Origin of the sequence: Bacteroides sp. AF39-11AC (assembly GCF_003474285.1) — a bacterium.
Classification (GTDB): Bacteria; Bacteroidota; Bacteroidia; order Bacteroidales; family Bacteroidaceae; genus Bacteroides.
Window position 1 is genome coordinate 427,283 of sequence record NZ_QROH01000002.1, and the last position, 23,508, is coordinate 450,790.

A 23,508-nucleotide genomic window follows, 5' to 3' on the forward strand; every position below is an offset into this window, starting at 1 on the left:
TATATATTTCATTGATTCTTCTTTTCATCCGGATAGGTGAATGGTACAAAATAAGTGATCAGAAATGCCGGAATAGTAGCAAACATCGTAAAAATAAAAAATGCCTTATATCCCAACGCATCACTGACAAAACCACTGATAGATCCCGGAAGCATCACTCCCAGATTCATGATACCCGAAGCAAAGGCATAATGGGCCATCTGATGTTTGCCGGGAGCCACTTGCTGCATCATAAACAATGTCAAACCTACAAATCCGAAACCATATCCGAAGTATTCAAGCACGATGGCACCGCCTATCAGCATACCATTCTCCGGCTGATAAATGGCCAGCAATGTATAAGCCAAAAACGGCAGGTTGAAGACACAACACAACGAAAACAATGTCCGGCTCAGTCCTCTGTGAGAGATGTAATAACCTGCCAACAGGGATCCCAATACAAAAGCAGCTGCCCCGTAAGTACCATAATACAGACCTATCTCCTGTTCTCCCAGTCCCAAGCCTCCAACAGAGCGTTCCGCCTTTAAAAACAACGGAACAATCTTCATGACAAAGCCCTCGGCCAGACGATAAAGAATGATAAATGCCACATAATACCAGATATGCTTCTTCTGAAAGAAAGCACGGATAACTTCCACCAACCGGTTCCAGGTTTCCCTGCCGGACGCTGCGCCTGTGGCTGCAGTTCCTCCCGAAGGCAACATACGCATATGGTATACTCCCAGAAATACCATTACAGCAGCCAGAATCAACATAACCATCATCCATGCCTGCACAGTCGCTTCATGGCGAACAGCTTCTTCAGCTCCCTGAACTCCTCCGAAGTATTTCAGCAACCAGCCTGCCAACCAAACCAGTCCGCCGGATGCAACAATCTTAGCAATATTATAGAAAGCACCTTGCCAACCGATATACTTGGCCTGATCCTGCTTATTCAGTTCCGACATATAAACGCCATCTGTTGCAACATCATGTGTCGCCCCGCTGAAAGCAATAACCGCCAACAAAGCAATACACACGGCAAAGAAAGCCGGAAGATGCAACGCCAATGCTACCAGGGCAAAACCTGCCCCGGTAATCAATTGTGTCAGCACCACAAAGAACTTCTTTGTCTTGAACATTTCCAAGAACGGACTCCAAAGGAATTTCAGTGTCCAAGGCAACATAATCAGTGATGTCCACAAAGCAATCTGTGCATCACCAATCCCCAATCCCTTGAACATCAGCACAGACACCATATTCAGTACAACAAAGGGAAGCCCCATGGCAAAGTAGACGGTGGGTACCCAGGAAATCGGATTACGACTATTTTGATTCATACCTATTGACTAAATCATTCTGCTTCACTTCAGAGGAACATTCCCCATCGTCAGTTCCAACGTACCACCATCTACTATATCCTGATGCGCAAAGAAAGGCTTATCCAACTTCTTTCCATTCAGTACCATACTCTGCACATACTTGTTCTCGCGACTGTTATTATGTGCTATGACAGTGAATGTCTTGCCATCTTTCAACTGAATGGTAGATTTTTCGAATAATGGGCGACCGATAGAATAAACCGGCTTACCCGGACATACCTGATAGAAACCCATAGAATTGAGAATGAACCACGCGGACATCTGCCCGCAATCCTCATTGCCCGACAATCCGTCCGGATCATTGAAATAAAGGGTATGTAATACTTGATCCACCAGTTCTTGTGTCCGCCAGGGTTGATCCACATAGTTATACAGATGAGTAATATGATGGCTTGGTTCATTGCCATGTGCATATTGTCCTATCAAACCGGAGATATCAGCAGAAACCATATCACCCTCCAAAGCAGAATCGGCAATAAACAAAGAATCCAGTTTACCGATAAAGGCATCGCGTCCTCCCATCAGTTCCACTAATCCATCTATATCATGAGGCACAAACCAAGTCCATTGCCAGGCTGTACCTTCGCAATAGTCGTCACTACGGTGATTGGATGAACGGGGATTGAAAGGAGTACGCCAGTTACCTTCACTGTCCAGTCCGCGCATAAAACGGGTAGAGGCATCAAAATAAACCTGGTATCCCTTAGCAAAGGCTGCATATTTTTCCTCATTCGGTTCATCTCCCATAGCATCTGCCAGCACAGAAATACACCAGTCGTCATAAGCATATTCCAACGCCTTTGCTACCGATTCATTATCCTTGTCGCAAGGTACATAGCCTATTTTATTCTTCCAGTATTTAGCTTGAGGCATCAGGTGGGGCAATACTAACGGCGGACATAATATACCGGTCGTATCATATTCCGCAGCGCGGATGCAAGCCTTGTATGCATCTTCCACATCGAAATTACGATAACCTTTTGTGTAAGCATCAGCTATAATAGATGCAGCATGATAACCTATCATTGTTCCCGTATAGTTTCCGGCCAGTTCCCACATAGGATATACACCACCCTCATGCTGCTTCCGGATCAATGAACGGATAAAGGCTTCATTTAAATCAGGATCGATAATTGTCATTAACGGATGATATGCCCTGAATGTGTCCCATAAAGAGAATATGGTATAGACAGGCTCTTCCACACTGCCCTGATGAGGTTTCAAATCCATACCCAGATAGCGTCCATCGGCATCTGTAAACAGATTAGGTTGCACACCGGTATGATAGAGTGCAGTATAAAACATTACCCGCTGATCCTTGTCAGAGGTTTCAATATCTATCTTGGCAAGATAATTATTCCATGATTCACGGGCAGCACTACGCACACCGTTAAAGTCCCATTCAGGTATTTCAGCTTCCACATTCTTTCGTGCCCCATCCATATCTACAGCAGAAACACCGACTTTCACAAGAACTTCCTCATTATTCTCTGTCTGGAACTGTAACAAAGCCTTAGCTGTCGGAAAAAGTGGCCCCCCTTCATCCAATGCCATAGAATCGGTTACCAATGTATAGGTAAAAGGTTTGGAGAACTTCGCATAAAAATTGATATACTGGTCAAATGCCCAATATACTGTTTTCTTACGTCCTCGTATCTCTGTATCACTGATTACCTCCAACTCCATCTCTTCATTCTTCTGACGCTGCAGACTGTAATCCAAGTCCAGTATAAATCCGGCATCTTCCGCCTTCGGAAAAGTATAGCGGTGAATAGCTGCACGTTTAGTAGCTGTCAATTCGGCTTTTACCTGATAACGATCCAAAAAGACTGAATAGTAACCCGGTTGTGCCACTTCATTGTCATGAGAGAAAGCAGAAGCATAAGCCATCTGTTGGCTCTCTTCTCCCATTGCATGATAATCCTGTTTGCCTACGGTAGGCATCAGCAATACATCACCATAGTCTCCACAACCTGTACCGCTGAGATGGGTATGCGAAAATCCATTAATAGTAGAATCTGCATAATAATATCCGGAACAGGCATCCCACTGATAAATGCGTGTGTCGGGACTGGGCTGTATCATTCCGTTCGGAACTACAGCCCCAGGGTAAGTATGTCCATGCCCTCCCGTACCGATAAACGGATTAACGTATGATGAATAATCCTGTGCTCCCGGGGTACAACTGTACATTCCGAATAACAGCACTCCACTCATCAACATAAAATTCAGTTTCATGTTTTTCTTCATATTCTTAATAGTATTACATATTCATATCAAAGTGGCATAAAGGTAATGGCTTGTCCTCCACCTCTTGCCATGTCCACAGACAAAGTGTCTTCAGCAGTTACCTGCTTCTCTATAATCTCATAAGCCGTAGGATTCGTTATCCAGTCAGCCTCTTTACCATCAGCATAAATGACAGCCCTGTAAGTCTTGTCTTTTTCCAGAAAATCCAATTTGACTGTAAACTCACGTGCGTCTTCATTAGTAGCTGCACCCAGGAAATATTTTTCTCCTGCACGGCGCACGATGACTACATATTCTCCCGGCTCACCTGCCAGCGCTTCCGACCAGTCACAATCAGCATCAAAATCACGGAAGAATTGAAAAGCAGGATGTCCTTCGTAATTCTCAATCATGTCGGCAGCCATTTGTAAAGGAGAATAAAGTATCACCCAGTTAGCAATCTGCTTTGCCAGCGTAGAATTGATCCGGCAATCCTTACTATCCCTCATGTTCCACTTCTTGCGATAAGGAGACTTTTTGGCACGCTCATACAGTATGTCGAAGATTCCCGGAGTATAGTCCATTGGTCCTGACAACAGGCGGGTAAATGGCAAAAGTACGTGATGTTCGGGTGGATTGCCCTCGCTCCAAGCATTCCATTCCATGCCACGGGCACCCTCACGAGTCATCATATTGGGGTATGTACGACGGATACCAGTGTCTTTGATCGGTTCGTGTACATCAAGAGTGGTATGATATTTTGCAGCGGTCTCTACCACTTTACGGTAATGACGTACATTGTATTGTCCATGATGGTTGTGCCCATTGGGAAGTCCGCCGGCATAACCTGTCTTCACACTATGAATACCCAGGTCAGCATACCATTTATAAGACTTATCCAGTTGTTTCTCATAATTGATTATGTTACCCCCCGTTTCATGGTGTCCGATAATCTCAATTCCTTTTTCCTTAGCATAACGGGCTATTTCCTTTATATCAAAGTCGGCATACGGACGCGTATAATCAAAGTCTTGAGAGCCTCCCCAATTTTCCCAACCGGCGTTCCAGCCTTCAAACATCACTCCTTCAATGTTGTTGGCTGCTGCAAAGTCAATATACCTTTTAGCATTCTCCGTTGTGGCACCGTGGCGGTCATTTATCACCCAGCTTTCTACACCCAGATGCATTCCCCACCAGATACCTACATATTTCATTGGACGTATCCAATCCGTAGTTTCCAGTACACAAGGCTCATTCAGATTCAGTATAAGCCCGGAGTTAATTAAACCGACAGCTTTCGGAGCAATCTGTATGGTACGCCAAGGCGACTTGAAAACACCACCGTTTACCCGCACTTTAATGCCATCAGGCCAAGGAGCCAGTTCCGACTTGAGATTGCAACCACCTGTATTTTTCAATGTCATCTCGGGGAAGTCCGTCAATGCTGCTTCGTGAATGCTGGCATATACATTGCCTGCCTTAAATGTCATGGGAGTATTGGCATTGTCTATCCGGCTGACAGGCTGCGTACGATATAGCAATTCATAAGTATCATAATTGGCAGGTATGGACCATGAAGTACCATCCTGTGCTATATTGAACTCAGTCAGCTCATCCGTGATAAGAAGACTATCTGCTCCGGACACTTCATACTCGTAACGGAAGCCTACCCCATCATCGAATACACGAAACCGTAAAATCAGTTTGGTAGCAGCTGCATCAGACAAGTGAACAGCCATTTCATTATAGTGGTTGCGAATGGTTTTATTTTCTCCCCAAGGTTGCGTCCAGGTTTCATCCTGGGTAGTGAAATCAATATCTACAATGCGGAATTCTTTATGAAGATTAATCCCGTTCTCTGCTTCGAATCCCAAACAGGAAGAAGCTACAAAAGGAATACTGTCAACTTCAATTTGGTAGGTCATACGGTTACTGTCATTCAGAGAAAACTGTAACCTGATACGACTATCAGGTGAAAAGACCTCTTTTTGTTTAGAAGAGCAACTACTTGCCAGACAAACAATTACAATAAAATAAATAAAATGTATTCTCATATTCGATTCATTATTTTGTTATCGGAAATATGTTTCACCAGAACTCATGTGTCCGAAGTTATCGGTCAGCAAGATAGTTAAGAGAATGTCTCAAAGATACATAAAATAGCATGATTATTTGAGACATTCTCTTTTAAAAAGCCAAAAGCTTACTTTTTAGTCAGATTATAATTATCACCAGGATGGTAATAAGCATCATAATATGCCTCCGGCAATTCTGCCGTACCATCTACTATACGACAAAGAGAAATACCATAACGACGTGCTCTACCATTCAATGTCAAATTTCCAAGCGGGTCAAGTGTTCCTTTTGTAGCAGTCGTATTTGTATCATATTTCCATGTATTTTTACTACCGCTAGCATAAGTTCCCCATCTCATTTCCCATGTTTCGGGATCCTCTATATCACCTTCATGAATAACCTGAGGCATGGAAATAGTAAAGTTACCATTATTGGAATCAAATTCAGCTACCAAAGGATATTTATTGGTTATTTCAGGATATTCTCCCCAACCATAGATATAGTAAGTCTTACCATCCTCTTTAGCCTCAATACGAATATCAAATGTCTGATCTCCATTATAATCCCACCAGCCATTTCCACCTTCGGGAGGCGTAAAGAAGAATAAAGAACTGGTAGAAGCTACTTGCCATTCACCCAGATAAGCTTCATAGTTAGACTTAACCCCTGTTGAAGCCGTGAAGTCTGTCCTTCCATAATACTTGCCACTCCATTCTACCTCATCATTGAACAGAATCTTACTTACAGCTGTGAAATAATAATCATAAGAATACAATTGTGGCTTCGGGTTATAGAATACCTGTAAACCATATCCGGCATCTTTCAGGTCCTGAATCGTTTCTTCTTTAAAACTTGTCCAGCCACCTTTATATTCTTCATTAATCTTCAATGAATAAGGGCCATACTTTGATTTGGGAAGTCCGGTGAAATTAGATTCACGTCCTTTGACGTATCTCTGATAAGTTCCGTAACACATATAATCGACCAACTCGCCAATAGACTTACCGTCGACAGTTCCGCTTGGAGAATCCTCAAAATTACTTTTATATTCATAAATACCCAGCAATTTATCAGGCATCACCTTGCGACATTCGCTGATTAAGCGACAGTAATTCTCACGGGAACGTTGCTCGAAGCCCGGACTCGGATTCTCTTTGTAGTCTGTATACTCGTCATCAAAATCAATACCGTCCAAACCATAAATATCGACAAATGCTTTCAATTCTTTGGCTAAATCAGCCGCAGCAGCCTGCGATAAGTTACCCATACCGGCTTCATCATGATTACCCAAGATACTCATATTGACTTTGATACCTTTAGCCTGCAAAGGACGGATGAATTTATCTGCATTTTTCAACAGGAAAGATACCTGATCGTTACAATGAATATGCACACGACCGCTTTCACTATCCACATTGATATTGGCAGCAAAGATACTGACTACATCAAAGAACGGTTTTCCACTTTCCTTCATTACGTATTCACCACAATTCAGGATATTTTCATCATTCACTTCCACAAAACAGAGAGTACGTACATCTCCCTTTTTAGAATCAGGCACAGCCGCCAATGGCTTTACCAGATAAATATAAGTCTGATTATTAGCTGAAACAGCCACTCCATCATTTGCAGTAGCTGAAACCGCTACTGCATAGGTTGAACCGATTGAACCTCCGGCATTAATAGTTAACTCTACTGCACCGGACTTTTTCTCTCCGGTTTTAACAGTTGCCGTACCACCATTTGCCAAGCTCAATTTATCAGCAGGATACATAGCATAAGATGTACCATGAGCAGCATTATAAGCTTCAAGCGCTGTTGCATCTACTTTGAAAGTAACCGTTATGTCTTTTTCAGCAGCTTTACTCAATTCAAAATAAAGATGTCCTGCACCGGATTTATCCCCGAAGAGAGAAATCGAAGTAAGTTCGCGTGCCCCGGCAGCTGATCTGACATAACCGTATACGCCGTCCACTGTATCCAGCTTTTCTGTATTAACGGCATTGATTGTAATGTCATCTTCACAACTTGTGAAAACAGTTCCTGCACAGGCAAAGGTAACTGCCAACAAGCCTAATTTTATGTGATTCATATATTTCATAATATACATCTATTTAAAATATAACTTAATTTATTTCGCAGGCAATTCTACTGCAGTCCAAGTAAGCGATTCCACCGCTGTAGCATGATTCTCATTCCCGCTATAATCGGCTATTGAAGTACCTACACCTTCATCAAATTTCCAATAGGCAACCAGTCCTTCCGCACCCGGTTCTACCTGGTAGAAATGATTCTTTGCATTAATCTCCTCCTGAGTTAAAACTTTATTCCAAATACGGCATTCGGACATTTCACCATCAAACCAACGATCACGGTTATAAGAGTGACCAATCCAGAAACCATTACCCTCATCAGTTTTGGTCTTTCCCAAATCCAATGCTCCCCAATTCGCTGTCGCTTCCAATTTATTCACGCCATTGAAATAGGCTATCACTTTTTGAGCATCAGCATCATAAGTCACTGCAATATGTGTCCATTCACCGGTAGCCACAGTCAGATCTTCTGAATTTATCTTCTTATCTCCAGGACCTACAATCTGCAAACAATTCTTTGCCGGCGCAGTATCTCCGAAACGGAGCAGGAAATATCCTTCAATACCCAAAACTGTACTAATAGCTTTATCGAGCTTGCTGGGATTCACTAATACTTCCACAGTCATCTTCCGTAAACCATTTGCCTTTTCAGGTGTACCCCAATTTACGTATACAAGATTCTTAGTAAGATCAGCTACTACATTGATAAGTGCAGCACCTTTAAATACGTAATACATGGTACGGGCACTTTGCAGAATACCTACGTTAGCCTGATCGATGGTTACAGGTAATACATATACCTTTTCAGCATCCAGCTCTGTCAGATTACCAAATTTCAATGTGACTTTTTCTGAAAGAACGGATCCGGCAGGAATCACGGTCTGTGGAGTTTCCAATGTATAGTGCTTACTCGGCAAAGCCTCAGCATTGTCATAAAATGCAGCATTATAAGTATCAACCAACGCAGGTTCAGCTTTCAAGGAAATAGTTACATCTGTATTTTCCGGCTTAGCCATAGCAACCCTGAATTCACCTTCCGCAGAAGGAACCGTATTCTTCAGTAAAACATTACTAGTTTTCACCGAAGCATCTACATACACTTGGTTATCAAACGTTTCAGTATCATCACTACAAGCCGCCAAAGCTACAGACAGCAATGTGATCGATAGTAAATATAAGTTTTTTAATTTCATAGCTTGATTTATTTTTTAGGAGCAGGGTTCATAATATTAATAGCCTCTTTCACATACTGGTATGTGTTAGTAGCATTGTAATAGTCATTCTGAACATTATAGATAGCCAATCCGGCACGGGTATAGCCATCTGATGGTTCTGTAGTCCAATAAGCTGCTTCCGTAAGTGCCCGGTCGGTACCGTAGAACCCGGTTTGCTTATCAGATGCATCCAGTGAAGCTGTAGAAACTGCAACTACGAAACGATCAGTCGGAACACCTGCAGCAGCCATGGCCAAACGGGCAAATACCGACAACTGTGCATCATCCGTTACATTATCCGTAGCCAGGATGATGTGCTTACAATTAGTCAAAACGGTCTGCTCAATCAGATTTTCCGGATATCCCTGAAATGTCAGCAACTTATCCGCATTAGCTGTTTTCCAGGTTGAAACAGCACTGAAAAAAATATCCTGATATTTCTTTGCCTCCGCTTTTTGTTCGGCAGACATATAAATAGGATTATTTCCCTTATATTCAGTAATCATACCATCGAAACTCCCTGCATAACCAATCTGTTTGTCCATTTCTGACTTCAGATAAGTATCGAAGGATCCGGTTTCCGTACCTTCCTTTACTTTTTCAGTATATTCTTTTTGAATCTTATCAAAACTGATAGTATATACCACTTTGGTACCCTTAGCATGTACAGTTTTCATATCAACTAATTCAAACTCAGCTAGTTCCGCCGGGTACATCATTGAAATTACGTCCAAACTGTCAGGAGTATCAGAGATATGCTGTCCACGACTGAACGGTGTTTTCTCGCTATTGTCGAACCAGGCATATACAACCTTATGGTCCGAATTTTTATAGGCTACCAAATTTTGCAGATATTTGGCATACGCAGCCGGATCTTGTTCCTCTATTCCGGGAGTATTGATATTCACATTCTCTACTTCCGTCCAGTCGTCGCATGCGCTGAAACAGGTTATGGCAGCGAAGCAGGAAGCCACGATGAATATATTTTTCATTTTATTTTTCATAATTCTTTTCTTTATTAGATGTTAGGGTTGCAGTCCCACCATACTTTGGAAGACATTCTATCATTCGCAGGTTTCAAATCTTGCAGAGCATTCTGCACATTCGTACCATTGTCCTTGTACTCATCCTGCGGATAAGGCAAGCGGCGTGGGAAAGTACCTTCGGGAACTTCCGCCTTGTTTTTATTAACGGCAGCAGTCATCAAGCGTGGGTAACCCGTACGACGGAATTCAGCCCATGCTTCGTTACCCAACGGGAATATGGCGATCCATTTCTGAGTAATTATACGTTCCAGATTTGTTTCAAAGACGGCACTATTATCATACTTAATCGTAATAGTCGGCTGAGAACCGTTATAACTATAAGTTCCCAGAGGATCTTTATACAGATCGGGCAAACTACTACCATCTTCCAGATAAGCATCCGCACCGGAAGCCCCCCATTGGCTGAATGATAACTCTACGCCTTTCTTATAAAAACTTTCTGCAGTTCCACCCATGTTCCAACCACGCAATGCACCTTCGGCACGCAGGAAGGCAACTTCAGCAGCAGTCATCCAAACAAGTTTCGTATTGGCTTCAACATTCATGTTAGAATACTTATGAGCTGTTTCACTCGGAAGCGGTTCAGTTCCTAAACGAATACCATGATAACCGTTCTTCACTCCATCGGCTGTCGTAAAGGTAGATTCTACAAAATATTTTTCACGACGAGGATCTTTGTAGCCATTCATATAAGCAGTAATATCTGCCGCAATACGAGAGTCACCACCATTATATTCGTACATAATAACTCTGAATGGATTAGTAGTAGCCTGAATGGTTGCATTATCATCATTCGATGTAAACACACCTCCTCTTTCTGAGTCAACGGCTTCCACCGCTTTAGCTTGCGCTGTAGTAGAATCTACATATACCATACGCATAGCCATACGCAATTTCAAAGAATTCGCTAGTTTTATCCAGTTTTCCACTTTACCACTATAAACCTTATCAGCTTTGGATGAAAAAGTCTCCGTACGATGTGGCAATAATGCAGTCACTGCCTCATCCAGTTCATTCAACATAGTCTCATAAACTTTCTTCTGAGTATCCAGCGGAGCAGTCAGGTCACCATTTGCTCCCAACTGGGAATAAGGAATAGGACCGTATCCATCTGTAACACGCAAGATAGCTGCTACCTTTACAACTTTTCCTACTGACAAATAAACGGGGTCTTCTGTTGCAGCTTCCAACTGTGCATAGTTAGCATACACATTAGGAATAACATCTTTATATAATTTACCTACCCAGTCCTGAGATTGGTTGTAGTTGGAGAAACGGTTCGTGAAACCGGAATTGGATTCCGCCAGATAGCCACCGTAAGGTCCGCCCAGAAGGGCCTCCAGAAACTGATTAAGAAGTACATCCGTAGGGATGACATATCCCTGCATACCTGTCAATGCCGAACGGGTCAAGTAGGCATCACGATCCATCTGGTCTTTGGTTGCTTCATACGGATTAGTATTATAATCCATATAATCACCTGTGCAAGATGCCAACATGCCAGCTAACATTCCACCGCATAAAGCGAATTTTATAATTGATTTTCTCATTGTTTTTCTTTCTTTAATCTGTTAGAACTTAAATCTTACATTGAATCCTAAGCTACGTGCACTCGGCGTCATAAAGTTGTCAATACCCTGATAGTAGTTACCGGTAGAAGCTACTGCTTCCGGATCAAACGGAGCTTTACAATAAAGCATCAGTAAGTTACGGCCTACCAGAGATACGGTCACGTCAGCCACATTCCAAAGCTTATCTCTTGGAATAGTATAACCGACACTAGCCTCCTGGAGACGCAGGTTGGTAGCACTGTAAGTGTAATATTGTGGAATACCAGACTGAGAACCGATAGTAGTATACCATTTCTGTGCATTTACCAAGTCCGTTCCATTCACATAAACACCACCTTGATTACGCGCAGTTTCTGTTGACTCTGAAACACCATACATATCCATAGCAGCCTGTGTAGCAGAGTAAACAATACCACCGATACGTGCAGAGAGCATGAAACCAAAATTCAGGTTCTTCCAGCTAAAATCGTTTCTCCACGACATATTGCATTTTGCAAATACGCTACCCAATTTAATATCTTCTGCATTATAGTTAGCAGTCACACTACCATTCTGATCTACCAGAATATTGCCGTTACTATCACGTTGCAGGTCGGCAGTAGAATAGAGATCCCCCAGAGAACCACCTTTCTTCAGAATGAAACGAGCCTGTCCCATACCACCTACATCCAAGCGTTCTTTAGTGATGACAGTTCCGGTTTCAGGATGTACATAGTTTTCCAGCAGTTCAAGAATCTCATTCTTATTGGTACTGAATACGTAATTGCTGGACCATTTAAATTTACCCCATTCATTAGAGTAGCCTAATCCTAATTCAATACCCTTATTTCGTACGCTACCCGTCTGCACATACAATGTTGAGTAACCGGAAGATACGGAAATCTTAGGGTCAAACGTCTGATTATAAGTTTTAGTAGTATACAGAGCCAAATCCAGATTAAAATGATTCAGGAAACGGGCAGTAAGACCTACTTCCCATGAATCCGTTCTTTCCGGTTTCAGATTATACATCGGATAGTTACGTTTGGATTGCCAAACCTTATTGGAGTTATCCCATGAATAAGTAGGGTTGGCCAGGAAACGCGGGAAAGGAAGCCCCACAGATGCAAATGAGCCACGTACCTTCAGGAAAGAAATCTGTTGTGGCAATTTCAGTAACTCGGACAAGATAACAGAACCACCGACTGAAGGATAAAGGAATGCACTCTGAGTAGAGTTAGGACCTGCCAATTGTGAAGGCCAGTCAGAACGTCCGGTCAAAGTCAGGTAATAAGTACTCTTATATCCTACTTCAAGACTGGCAAAAACTGACTGAGTCTGATCATGAAAACCTGACTGTGTACGTTTCGTCTTACTGTCATCCAACTGGAATACATTGAAAACATTAGGAATGCCGTCTTCACTGATAGGACCACGATTTTGCAGTACATCTTGTTGCATATCCGATAAAGAAGCACCAATATTAGCCTGGAAAGTAAGATTTTCACCAAAGTTTTTATTGATGTTCAACATGATATCAGCATAAGTTTGCTTGTCATTCGTATTAGAAATACCATACAAACCGTTGTTAGAGCCTTCGGTCAATGTAGTATTACTCGTAGCATAAAGCTTTTCCGTATAAGTACTTGCAGAGTTATCCACACGCACACGGCCCGATACACTCAACCAATCTAAAATCTTATAGCTCAAGCTACCGCTCAGCATATAACGGTCCTTATTATTCTCACGCAGGTTACGGTAAGCAATCCAGTACGGATTTTGTCCTGTAAAAGTATCGATGCCCTGTGGCCAATATTGTGTATAAATGTTACGGGAAGTATCCCAGCGTTCGTACATCTTAATCTCATTCCAGTCGTCACCACGAGGGAACAAATAAGCTGTAACCAACGGATTAGAGTAAGTACCCTGATTCACCATGTTCTGGTCTTTCTGTTTGATATAAGAAGCACTTACATCCAGTGTCATCTTATCATTCAGGAAAGAAGTAGTGTTGCGGAAAGTAAAGTTATAACGGTCATAATCGTTATTCGGAACCATACCGACAGAATTCACAGCACTCGCAGAGAAGTAGGTCTGATTCTTTTCCGTACCTGTAGATAAAGAAACAGTCTCGGTAGCTACCACACCTGTTCTCAGAAAGTCATTGATCGGATTATATCCCATGTAATTGGAAGGGTTCAATTTATTACCCCAGCTTTTTTCTACAGAACCTGCACTGGACAGAAGATCGCCTGTACCATAGGAATTCTGAAAATTAGGAGTAACAAACGGGCGGAGGAATTCAGTATTCTGTGATACAGTCAAACTCAGACGTCCTTCCTTGCCTTTCTTAGTCGTAATAACAATAGCACCATTGGCAGCGTGACTACCATACAAAGCGGCAGCGGCAGCCCCCGTCAGTACAGACATAGATTCGATGTCTTCCGGATTTATATCTGCAATCGCTTCTGAAGAACCTTTAGAATCAAATTCCTGACCACCTTCACCGGAAAGATTGAACATAGGTACACCATCGATCACATAAAGAGCATTGCTGGACTGGTCAATACCTTTCGTACCACGCATCACTACTTTACTGGCGCCACCTACACCGGAGGAACTGGCATTAATGGTAACACCTGCCACTTTACCTGACAAAGAATTTACAAGGTTAGCATCTTTCACTCTGGTCAGTTCATCACTCTTGATTTCCTGAACATTGTAACTCAATGCTTTAGTGGCACGTTTAATACCCAAGGCCGTTACAACCACCTCTTCTACCAGTTGAGAATCGCTCTCCATCATCAGATTGATAACACTCTGTTCATTTGCTGCAATCTCCTGTGTTTTATAACCGACATAAGAGAATTGAATTACAGGATTTGCTTCGGTTGTGGTCAGCGTAAAATTACCGTCAAAATCGGTGATACAACCAACACTGGTACCTTTCACCAATACATTGACACCGATCAGAGGTCCCATATCGTCTGATACCTGACCAGTTATCGTACGTTCTTTTCCTTGTTGGGTACCTTCTTGTCCTGATTGAGACTTCTCTGAAAGATAAACGATGTTATCTTCTACTTTAAAAGAAATATTTTTCCCTTTAAGAATAGCAGTCAAGGCATCTTCGATAGATGCATTCTTCACATCGACTTTTTCCACTGCCGTAGCAGCAAGTTTGTCGTCATAAAAAAATTGATACTTGGATTGAGTTTTGATTTGTTCGATGACCGTACCTAATGTCGTGCGAGACATGTTCAAATTCAGTTGGGCAAAAGTCCACTGGATTGATACAGTCATGAAGAACAAGACTAATAAAGCCCGTAGAAATTTCGAACTTTGAAAAGCATGATTGTTGTCCATAAACAAAGTTTAAAGGTTACACATTGGTTAATTTTAATCTGCCAGGAGACCCTTTCTCCCGACTTTCATATATAAAACAACAGTCGCTAAAAATACACTTACTACAAAATGATATTTTTTTTCATTAAAACAAAAAAGGGAATAGTTTTAATTCCTATTCCCTTCTTTCTTACATTATTAACTTCAGTCCTTACTTCTTTTTTATTTCATTAGAGAAAGAATATGGATAATCTTCCGGATGTATTCCTCTCTGCAAGTTGGGCTTGTTACCCATATCAAATTTCAGGACACCACCCTTCAACAGGTCTTCATGTTTCACATAATTCTTCGTATATTCATTTCCATCCAGACGAAGCGATTCAATATACATATTTTCAGAACTATTATTTGCTGCATCAATGACCAATGAACGACCATTCTCCAGATGAAGCGTAGCTTTCTTGAACAAAGGAGCACCGAGAACATATTCATCGGTTCCCGGGCAAACCGGATAGAAGCCTAATGCAGAGAATACATACCAGGCAGAAGTCTGTCCGTTGTCTTCATCTCCACAATACCCATCAGGACCGGGGGTATACATACGGTTCATCACCTGACGCAACCAATATTGAGCTTTCCAAGGCTGTCCGGCATAATTGTACATGTAAATCATGTGCTGTATAGGCTGGTTACCATGCGCATAGTTACCCATGTTCATCACTGTCATTTCACGTATTTCATGGATCACCTGTCCATAATAGCTGTCATCGAAGATAGGAGGAACAATAAACACAGAATCCAACATTTCGACAAATACTTTTTCACCACCCATTAAATCGATCAAACCTTGCGGATCGTGGAAAACAGACCAAGAGTAATGCCAACTGTTTCCTTCTGTAAAGGCATCTCCCCATTTCAAAGGAGAGAAAGGTGCCTGGAACTGCCCATCTTTATTACGTCCACGCATCAACAGGCTTTCCTTATCGAACACGTTCTTATAGTTCATGGCACGATTGGCAAAAAGCTTCTGCTCTTTCTTCGGGCGATCCAACGCTTTTGCCATCTGATAGATACACCAGTCATCATAAGCATATTCCAGAGTACGGGCAGCATTCTCATTGATCTTTACGTCATAAGGAACATAACCTAATTCATTATAATATTCATGACCGAGACGCCCGGTAGAAGAAACTTCCGGATGTACATTCTTTGTGCCATGGATAAGTCCTTCATACAAGGTAACCACATCATCCACTTTAACCCCTTTCAGATAGGCATCAGCCAGTACAGAAGCAGAGTTGTTACCAATCATGCAACCACGATGTCCCGGGCTAGCCCATTCAGGGAAGAAACCGCTTTCCTTATATGTATTGACGAGACCTTCCTGGATTTGTTTGTTTACCGAAGGATACATCAGATTGAGGAAAGGGAACAAGCAACGGAAAGTATCCCAGAAGCCGGTATCCGTATACATATATCCAGGTAATACCTGACCATTGTAAGGACTATAATGAACAGGATTGCCCGCCTCATCAAATTCATAAAAAGCACGGGGGAAAAGTACCGAACGATACAGACAAGAATAAAAAGTACGATACTGATCAAGATTACCACCATCCACTTCTATTTTACCCAATGCCTCGTTCCAGGCATCTTGCCCTTTCTGAACCAAAGTATCAAAACTATCGTTCCCAAGCTCTTTCAAGTTTCTGTCTGCCTGCTCAAAACCGATAAAGGAAGAGGCTACACGAGCATGCACGATTTCTCCTTTACGGGTTTTAAAACCAATAATTGCACCTGCATGTCCGGTCTTCTGTTCTTTTTGATTCTCTGTCAAAACGCCATCGGCAACAGAAGCCTGATAAGTGAAAGGCTTGTCGAACTCAATAACAAAGTAATTTTTGAAATTATCGGGCACTCCACCACTGTTACGGGTTGTGTATCCGATAATCTTATTTTGTTCAGGAATAATTTTAATATAAGAGCCTTTGTCGAAAGCATCCACTACAATATATGAATGTTCATTCTCCGGAAAAGTAAAACGGAACAAAACAGCACGTTCAGTGGGAGTAAACTCTGTCACGACATCGTGTTCGGCAAGATACACCTTATAATAGTGAGGCAATGCAACTTCTCCTTTATGAGAGAACCAGCTGGCACGTTTATCTTCATTAAATTCGGGTTTGCCTACTACCGGCATGATAGAAAACTGACCGTAATCATTAATCCAAGGACTGGGTTGGTGGGTTTGTTTAAAACCACGAATTTTATGGGCTGTATATACATACTGCCAACCATCTCCCATTTTCCCTGTTTGAGGAGTCCAGAAATTCATACCCCATGGACGTGCAATAGCAGGGTATGTATTACCTGTAGATAGTTCGAAACTGGATAACGTACCCATCAGCGGGTTAACGTATTGTGTTAAATCTTTAGCCTGCGCCCAGAGAGCACAGCCCAAAAAGCACATTGATAAAAGCAGCTTTCTCATACTATTATATTTATAAGATTATATATTTCAAAAGTTTCCTTTTATTTTTTGGGAGACAAAAATACACTATTTCCTACAATTTTATATTCAATAGGTATTGCATTTGTACTTTTAATCAAATTCAGGATTTCCTCCACAGTGTTTTTCTTCTTCAGTGTACCCGAATATGTTTTAGTAGCATCCATATCAGGCGCCAGAATAATCTTCACTCCATAAGAGTTCTCTAAAGTACGGGCAATCGTAAATATATCGGCATTTTCAAAGACAAACTGATTATTATGCCAATTCTCAATACCTGTATCCACTTGCTTCACTACCAGACGACGAGTTACAGCATTCAATTCGGCTTTTTGCCCCGGGGCCAACACAATCATACCCTCATTGTGATTGCCCTTCACCTCAATCTCTCCCTTAATCAGTGTAGCTACTGCCGAACGGTTCATCTTATCACTCTTCAAGTTAAAGACCGTACCCAGCACTCTGACCTGCATGGCTTCACTTCGCACAATAAAAGGCTTTTCTACGTTTCTCTTTACTTCAAAATAGCCCTCTCCCTCCATATACACATTTCTTCCCTTTTCAGAAAACTCACGCGGGTACTTCAAGGTCGTGTGCTTATTCAACCAAACTTTAGTGCCATCGGGCAGCATTAACTCCTTCACCTCATCCCGGGCTACAACAGCCACTAACTGTTCTTCACTTTGAGACTGATAGATATGATAACTCAAACCGGATACAAGGAAAATTCCTATGAACATAGCAGCATACTTCATCCAAGTATGCATTCTACGCACCTTGAACTGCTCAGCTTCTTCCTGTGCCAACCGTTTGAATAACAGCTTTTCTGCTTTTTCTATTTTTTTCTCATCAGTAGAATCGCCACTCTTTCCCAGATGATATATTTCCTCTATCCTGAACAGTTCACGCGCATTATCGTCCGACTCGTTCAGCCAAGCGTTCACCTCACAGAGTTCTTCTTCAGAACATTCACCCATAAGGAATTTGGCCAGTAATTCTTCATTCAACTTATTTCTTCCTTCCTTCATCATACTAATAAAACAATCGTTTCGACAAAAACACTTATACCTTATTCAATAAAAACAGGACTAACATAAAGTTCAGGTAGCCCAATCTTTCACGCAGGAACTTCAAAGCTTTATACATGTGAGCTTCTACCGTCCGCAACGATATTCCCATTGTTTCTGCAATTTCTTTGTTCTTCATATCATGCAGATAACTGAGTTTGAAAACCATCTTGCATTTATCCGGCAGTTCATTAATGGCTTCGGAAAGTTCTCTTCTAAGCTCACGATCCTCTATCCTTTTCACGACATCATTACTATCCGGCTGATAGAATTCAACCCTCTTCTGATTAATTTCCGTTACGACAGCTTCGTAACTATTCTTGATGTCCCGGTGCTTCAAAACATTCAAAGCACGGGTATACACCGCCCGATACAGAAATGCCTGTATCTGCTCTCCCACCGTCACTGTATCTTTTCGTCGCCACAATTCCACAAATACATCTTGTACTACGTCCTCTGCTTCTTCCTCGCCCACAATACGTGTGGCATAGAAAAGCAGATTGGCATAGTATTTACGGAAAAGGAGTTTATAAGTTGAATCAAAGTTATCACCCATAATCCCACAACTTCATTTTATCACTCTATCGCATACCACACTGCCCCCGGTTTATCCCCCATTTCAAATTCAAAGACAGAGCCATTCATTATTTGTTCATGTGTGATATAGCTTTTATCATAAGGTTTCCCGTCGAGTTTCACCGACTGGATATATATATTTTCTTTACTAACAACCGGTGCTAATACCGTAAATGTCTTGCCGTTATTCAAATGCATTTTCATTTCAGGATACATAGGGGTACCTATTTCATATCTGCCGCTAACCGGATCTACCGGATAGAATCCCATTGCGCTAAATACGTACCAAGCAGACATCTGACCACAATCCTCATTCCCGCATAAACCGGCAGGCGTATTCTTATAAAGTTCATGCATCACCTCAGCGGCATATTTCTGAGTCTTCCAAGGTTGCCCTACAGCATTAAACAAATAAATGACATGATGACTCGGTTCATTTCCATGCGCATACTGCCCAATCATTCCGGTACTGAAAATAGGCAAATCTTCATCCGCAGAAGGATTATAAGTGAACATACTATCCAGTTTCCGGGCAAAACGCTCCGTACCTCCGACCAAGCCAATCAAACCATCGACATCTTGCTGCACAGACCAGAAATATTGCCAACCATTACTTTCGCAAATATGTGGAGTATACTCATCCGGACTGAAAGGATGAATAAAGTTTCCTTTATTATCACGAGGCTGCATAAAAGAAGTCTGGGGATTATATACATTCTTATAGTTTTGAGAACGTTTATAGAATTCATCTGCAATCTGCCTTTCACCCAACTTTTCTGCCATACGGGCAATACAATAATCATCGTAAGCATATTCCAGAGTTTTAGAAAGCGACCAGTTCTCTGAGTTATAATGATCCGTCACATCATAAGGTACATAACCATACTTTTTATACAATCCAATTCCGCGATATTCATCTATATTGGCTGTAGCTACACAAGCTGCCAAAGCTTTCTTCGGATCAAAATTTCCTATTCCCTTCAGATAAGCATCCACAATAACCGGTACGGCATGATAGCCTATCATCATGTCCGTTTCACTTCCATAGAAGTTCCATACCGGAAGACGTCCGTTCTGTTCAAAAAAAGCAAGAAAAGACTGAACCATATCATTCACACGTTGCGGTTCTACATAAGTGTAAAGAGGATGAGCGGCACGATAGGTATCCCACAATGAAAAAGTACTGTAATTGGTCCATCCATCTGCCTGATGCACTTGTTTATCGGGACCGTAATAGGTACCGTCCACATCATTATAAATAGTCGGTGCCAGCATAGAGTGATACAGAGCCGTATAAAATTTGACTTTCTCGTCAGGATCATCGCATGTGATTTCTATTTTAGAAAGTTGTTCATTCCAGCTTTTCCGGGTAGCAGCCAGATATTTATCGAAATCATCCTCCGGTGTTTCGGCTGCAAGATTACGGGCAGCACCTTCCATGCTTACACCCGATATGGCAGTGGTTACAAGAATCTGCTCTCCTGCAGCGGTATGGAAATCAAAACGGGCGATAGCAGAAGTTCCAATCCGTTCACCATCCTTGACAATAGCAGCAGTATCCAACTGCATTGCTTTAAACGGTTTAGAGAAGCGGGTACGAAAATAGATATGCTGATCGCGTGCCCAACCGTCAGAAAAGCGATACCCTTGTATGGTAACAGAATCGATTCTCTCAATATAAGTATCATTGGTAAAATCCCAATTCATAGCCTTTCGCAAGTTAAGGAAAATGGCAGCATCTGCTTCAGGAAAGGTATAACGTTGAATACCGCAACGCTCGGTTGCCGTCAGCTCTACATTGATATCATAGTCTTTCAACCGAACCTGATAATATCCGGCACTGGCAGTTTCTTCAGAGTGAGAAAACAAAGAATGAATACCTAACGGAGCATCCGCTTCTTTATAGGGCAAAGTAACAGGCATAAAAGATATATCATATAAATCACCTGCCCCGGTACCTGAAAGGTGGGTATGACTAAAACCTGCAATCGTACTATCCGGATAGAAATAACCGGAGATGCGATCCCATCCCGGAAGCCCGTTATCAGGACTTAACTGCACCATACCGAACGGGGATTGTGCTCCGGGATACGTATTCCCGGTAAAATCCGTACCGATAAAGGGATTGACATACTCTGTGGCATAGCACTTACTCTTCGTATCCGATTGCTGGGACACACACGCTGAAAGGGAGAAAAGGAATAAAACCAGTAAAAACAATTCTGACAATTTCATAATACTACATAGTTAACGTGCATATGTAACAACTCAGCATCCGGAAACACTTAGCGGTTTCCCAAATAAATTCATCGAACGAACAAATATAGCCTAAAAATTCCAATTAATTTATAACTTTGCCACAAAAAGCAACAATGAGCTATACGACTTATCTCTTTGACTTTGACTACACGCTCGCAGACTCCTCGCGCGGCATCGTTACCTGTTTCCGTAATGTGCTCAATCAACATGGTTATACAGATGTAACCGATGAAGATATTAAACGCACCATTGGAAAAACTTTGGAAGAATCTTTCTCTATCCTGACGGGTGTGACGGATGAAGACCAACTGGCTGGTTTTAAGAGTGAATACAGGAAGGAAGCAGATACCCACATGACAATAAACACCGTACTCTTTCTGGAAACCAAGTCCGTGCTGCTTGCACTGAAAGATGCAGGCGCATTCATCGGCATCATCTCCACCAAATACCGTTACCGCATAAAGGAAATGCTCGACCAGCACTTCCCCGGCAGTTTCTTCAATATCATCGTTGGCGGAGAAGATGTACAAACAGCCAAGCCTTCACCCGAAGGACTACTACTTGCCATCAAACAGCTACACGTCACCAAAGCGGAAACCCTCTACATTGGCGATAGTACAGTAGATGCTGCCACAGCCAAAGCGGCCGGTGTGAACTTTGCCGGTGTAACCCATGGGGTAACCACGGCCGAAGAATTAAGCAAATATCCGCATTGGAAAATTATGAACTCACTGGAAGAACTGTTGGAAGCGGATGAACAACCAACTCATGATAAGCAGTCGACTGATGATACACCTCCGAGTACGGATGTAACAGTATCCTCCCATCCGATTGTCAACTCACCTTCCGTTCCAGTTATTGCTCCCCGCCCCACTCCCCGCAAAAGGAAAATGATCAATATCTGGCAAATACTAATCCTGGCAGTGCTACTATGGTTATCTTTTGAAGAAGGAAAAGACAGTAATGTTTTTCTGTGGTCTTTCATACTGGTGCTTTGGTATATCCTTACCAAACGCAGGATTCTGCCGGACCGTGTATTAGATCTTATATCCCCCTGGTGGACTCCCTGTAAGAAGTACCTTCGAGCCTTGCATATCAAGATGGTACGTGGAAAAGATATTCCGCCCATCAGTGAGGAAAGTAACATCTGCCTGAATTGTGATACCGTTTATACAGGTAGCTATTGCAACCGTTGCGGCCAAAGCCGGAATACTCCCCGCTACCGTTTCAGTAATGCATTCAGAAATATATTAGGAGGATTCACCAATATTGATAATGGCTTCGGGCGTACCCTTCTGGACTTGCTCTACCGCCCGGGATATATGATCAGAGACTTCATTGCCGGCAAACGAATCTTATACTTCCGTCCCTTCCAGACATTATTTGTGCTTGCCGCCCTTTACATCATGGCTGTACAACTGGTGGATCCTGAAGCTCTAAAAGAGAAAAAGGGAAAGTCTCCGGAAGTCCAAAGACAAGAAATACTTGCTACACGCGAACAATTACAAAAACGGATAGAAGCAGCAACAGATCCGACTACCCAAAATATCCTGAATAAAACGATAGAAAGCCTGGATAAAGAACTGAAAACACTGGAAGCAAAAAGTTCTTTAAAAAAGGATAATATCACCCTCCAAATAAAAGGCGATGAAGATGGCGAGCTCATAGATGAACTTTTGGAAAGTGGATCATCAGTATTTAATAAGCTTGAAAAAGCCATTCACAATACACCTTTTCTGGAAAAAGTATGGAACTTACTGAAAAGTTGGGGACATGGTAACAAGGCATTCCGTATTATCGCCACATTACCTCTCTTTGCGCTGGCAACACTCATGGCTTTCCGCCGTAAAAAGAACAAACTGCGCTATAATCTGACAGAACATGTATTTATACAAGCTTATATTGCCTGCCAGATACTCTTGCTCAGTATCATAGTGCTTCCTTTCAACGGTAGTGCACAGGTAGGAGATTTATATGAATTGCCCATACTATTCATCTTTGCTCTCTTCTGTCTGGATTATAAGCAACTGTATGGATATACTTGGTGGAGAAGCTTCTGGACTACAATACTGATGTTCTTCTACAGTTTGATACTGCTTATTATCTTTGCTATTATTGTAGTAGCCCTGATAGTTGCGGCGGTTTATATACTAAAACCGCTTTTATAATTCATAAAATACCCG

The 23,508-nt window shown here is 42.0% G+C and carries 13 protein-coding genes; 1 reads left to right on the forward strand and 12 read right to left on the reverse strand.

The annotated features are described in order from the left end of the window. Window positions 1-8: 8 nt before the first annotated feature. The 12 genes from DW036_RS04415 to DW036_RS04470 all read right to left on the reverse strand — a co-directional run bounded on the left by DW036_RS04415 (window position 9) and on the right by DW036_RS04470 (window position 21,301). Window positions 9-1,319 (reverse strand): MFS transporter, encoded by a 1,311-nt coding sequence (locus DW036_RS04415; protein WP_118461612.1) that lies wholly within the window; start codon window positions 1,317-1,319, stop codon window positions 9-11. Window positions 1,320-1,343: 24 nt separating this feature from the next. Beyond that, the gene (locus DW036_RS04420) at window positions 1,344-3,611 is read right to left on the reverse strand and encodes a GH92 family glycosyl hydrolase (RefSeq protein ID WP_118461614.1); all 2,268 of its coding nucleotides are present in this window, start codon (window positions 3,609-3,611) and stop codon (window positions 1,344-1,346) included. A gap of 26 nt (window positions 3,612-3,637) precedes the next feature. Beyond that, a complete protein-coding gene (locus tag DW036_RS04425; protein WP_118461616.1) occupies window positions 3,638-5,644 on the reverse strand; it encodes a glycoside hydrolase family 97 protein in 2,007 nt (668 codons plus the stop codon). A gap of 149 nt (window positions 5,645-5,793) precedes the next feature. Continuing rightward, on the reverse strand, window positions 5,794-7,767 hold the full coding sequence (locus DW036_RS04430) for a BT_3987 domain-containing protein (protein ID WP_233560295.1): 1,974 nt from the start codon (window positions 7,765-7,767) through the stop codon (window positions 5,794-5,796). Between the two features lie 30 nt (window positions 7,768-7,797). After that, window positions 7,798-8,952 (reverse strand): DUF1735 and LamG domain-containing protein, encoded by a 1,155-nt coding sequence (locus tag DW036_RS04435; protein ID WP_118461620.1) that lies wholly within the window; start codon window positions 8,950-8,952, stop codon window positions 7,798-7,800. A gap of 8 nt (window positions 8,953-8,960) precedes the next feature. After that, window positions 8,961-9,977 (reverse strand): glycoside hydrolase family 18, encoded by a 1,017-nt coding sequence (locus DW036_RS04440; protein ID WP_118461622.1) that lies wholly within the window; start codon window positions 9,975-9,977, stop codon window positions 8,961-8,963. Window positions 9,978-9,991: 14 nt separating this feature from the next. Beyond that, on the reverse strand, window positions 9,992-11,569 hold the full coding sequence (locus DW036_RS04445) for a RagB/SusD family nutrient uptake outer membrane protein (protein ID WP_007666457.1): 1,578 nt from the start codon (window positions 11,567-11,569) through the stop codon (window positions 9,992-9,994). A 21-nt stretch (window positions 11,570-11,590) separates the two neighbouring features. Beyond that, window positions 11,591-14,935, reverse strand: a complete 3,345-nt coding sequence (locus DW036_RS04450) for a SusC/RagA family TonB-linked outer membrane protein (RefSeq protein WP_118461624.1) — start codon at window positions 14,933-14,935, stop codon at window positions 11,591-11,593. A 190-nt stretch (window positions 14,936-15,125) separates the two neighbouring features. Continuing rightward, on the reverse strand, window positions 15,126-17,405 hold the full coding sequence (locus tag DW036_RS04455; RefSeq protein ID WP_118461626.1) for a GH92 family glycosyl hydrolase: 2,280 nt from the start codon (window positions 17,403-17,405) through the stop codon (window positions 15,126-15,128). A gap of 41 nt (window positions 17,406-17,446) precedes the next feature. Beyond that, window positions 17,447-18,454: a FecR family protein gene (locus tag DW036_RS04460; RefSeq protein ID WP_118461628.1), complete on the reverse strand. Its 1,008-nt coding sequence runs from the start codon at window positions 18,452-18,454 to the stop codon at window positions 17,447-17,449. A gap of 31 nt (window positions 18,455-18,485) precedes the next feature. Next, entirely contained in the window at window positions 18,486-19,046 is a 561-nt protein-coding gene (locus DW036_RS04465; protein WP_022394495.1) for an RNA polymerase sigma-70 factor, read from the reverse strand. 20 nt (window positions 19,047-19,066) lie between these two features. Next, window positions 19,067-21,301, reverse strand: a complete 2,235-nt coding sequence (locus tag DW036_RS04470; protein WP_118461630.1) for a GH92 family glycosyl hydrolase — start codon at window positions 21,299-21,301, stop codon at window positions 19,067-19,069. A 137-nt stretch (window positions 21,302-21,438) separates the two neighbouring features. Here DW036_RS04470 and DW036_RS04475 point away from each other — a divergent pair, with 137 nt between their 5' ends. Further along, window positions 21,439-23,493, forward strand: a complete 2,055-nt coding sequence (locus tag DW036_RS04475; protein WP_118461632.1) for an HAD-IA family hydrolase — start codon at window positions 21,439-21,441, stop codon at window positions 23,491-23,493. Window positions 23,494-23,508: the final 15 nt, after the last annotated feature.

What these genes read in the sequence shown, in the direction of transcription:
- DW036_RS04440 (WP_118461622.1), bottom strand. Translation starts at nt 9,977, where the DNA reads ATGAAAAATAAAATGAAAAATATATTCATCGTGGCTTCCTGCTTCGCT.
- DW036_RS04430 (WP_233560295.1), bottom strand. Translation starts at nt 7,767, where the DNA reads ATGAAATATATGAATCACATAAAATTAGGCTTGTTGGCAGTTACCTTT.
- DW036_RS04450 (WP_118461624.1), bottom strand. Translation starts at nt 14,935, where the DNA reads ATGGACAACAATCATGCTTTTCAAAGTTCGAAATTTCTACGGGCTTTA.
- DW036_RS04445 (WP_007666457.1), bottom strand. Translation starts at nt 11,569, where the DNA reads ATGAGAAAATCAATTATAAAATTCGCTTTATGCGGTGGAATGTTAGCT.
- DW036_RS04470 (WP_118461630.1), bottom strand. Translation starts at nt 21,301, where the DNA reads ATGAAATTGTCAGAATTGTTTTTACTGGTTTTATTCCTTTTCTCCCTT.
- DW036_RS04465 (WP_022394495.1), bottom strand. Translation starts at nt 19,046, where the DNA reads ATGGGTGATAACTTTGATTCAACTTATAAACTCCTTTTCCGTAAATAC.
- DW036_RS04415 (WP_118461612.1), bottom strand. Translation starts at nt 1,319, where the DNA reads ATGAATCAAAATAGTCGTAATCCGATTTCCTGGGTACCCACCGTCTAC.
- DW036_RS04425 (WP_118461616.1), bottom strand. Translation starts at nt 5,644, where the DNA reads ATGAGAATACATTTTATTTATTTTATTGTAATTGTTTGTCTGGCAAGT.
- DW036_RS04435 (WP_118461620.1), bottom strand. Translation starts at nt 8,952, where the DNA reads ATGAAATTAAAAAACTTATATTTACTATCGATCACATTGCTGTCTGTA.
- DW036_RS04420 (WP_118461614.1), bottom strand. Translation starts at nt 3,611, where the DNA reads ATGAAGAAAAACATGAAACTGAATTTTATGTTGATGAGTGGAGTGCTG.
- DW036_RS04475 (WP_118461632.1), top strand. Translation starts at nt 21,439, where the DNA reads ATGAGCTATACGACTTATCTCTTTGACTTTGACTACACGCTCGCAGAC.
- DW036_RS04460 (WP_118461628.1), bottom strand. Translation starts at nt 18,454, where the DNA reads ATGATGAAGGAAGGAAGAAATAAGTTGAATGAAGAATTACTGGCCAAA.
- DW036_RS04455 (WP_118461626.1), bottom strand. Translation starts at nt 17,405, where the DNA reads ATGAGAAAGCTGCTTTTATCAATGTGCTTTTTGGGCTGTGCTCTCTGG.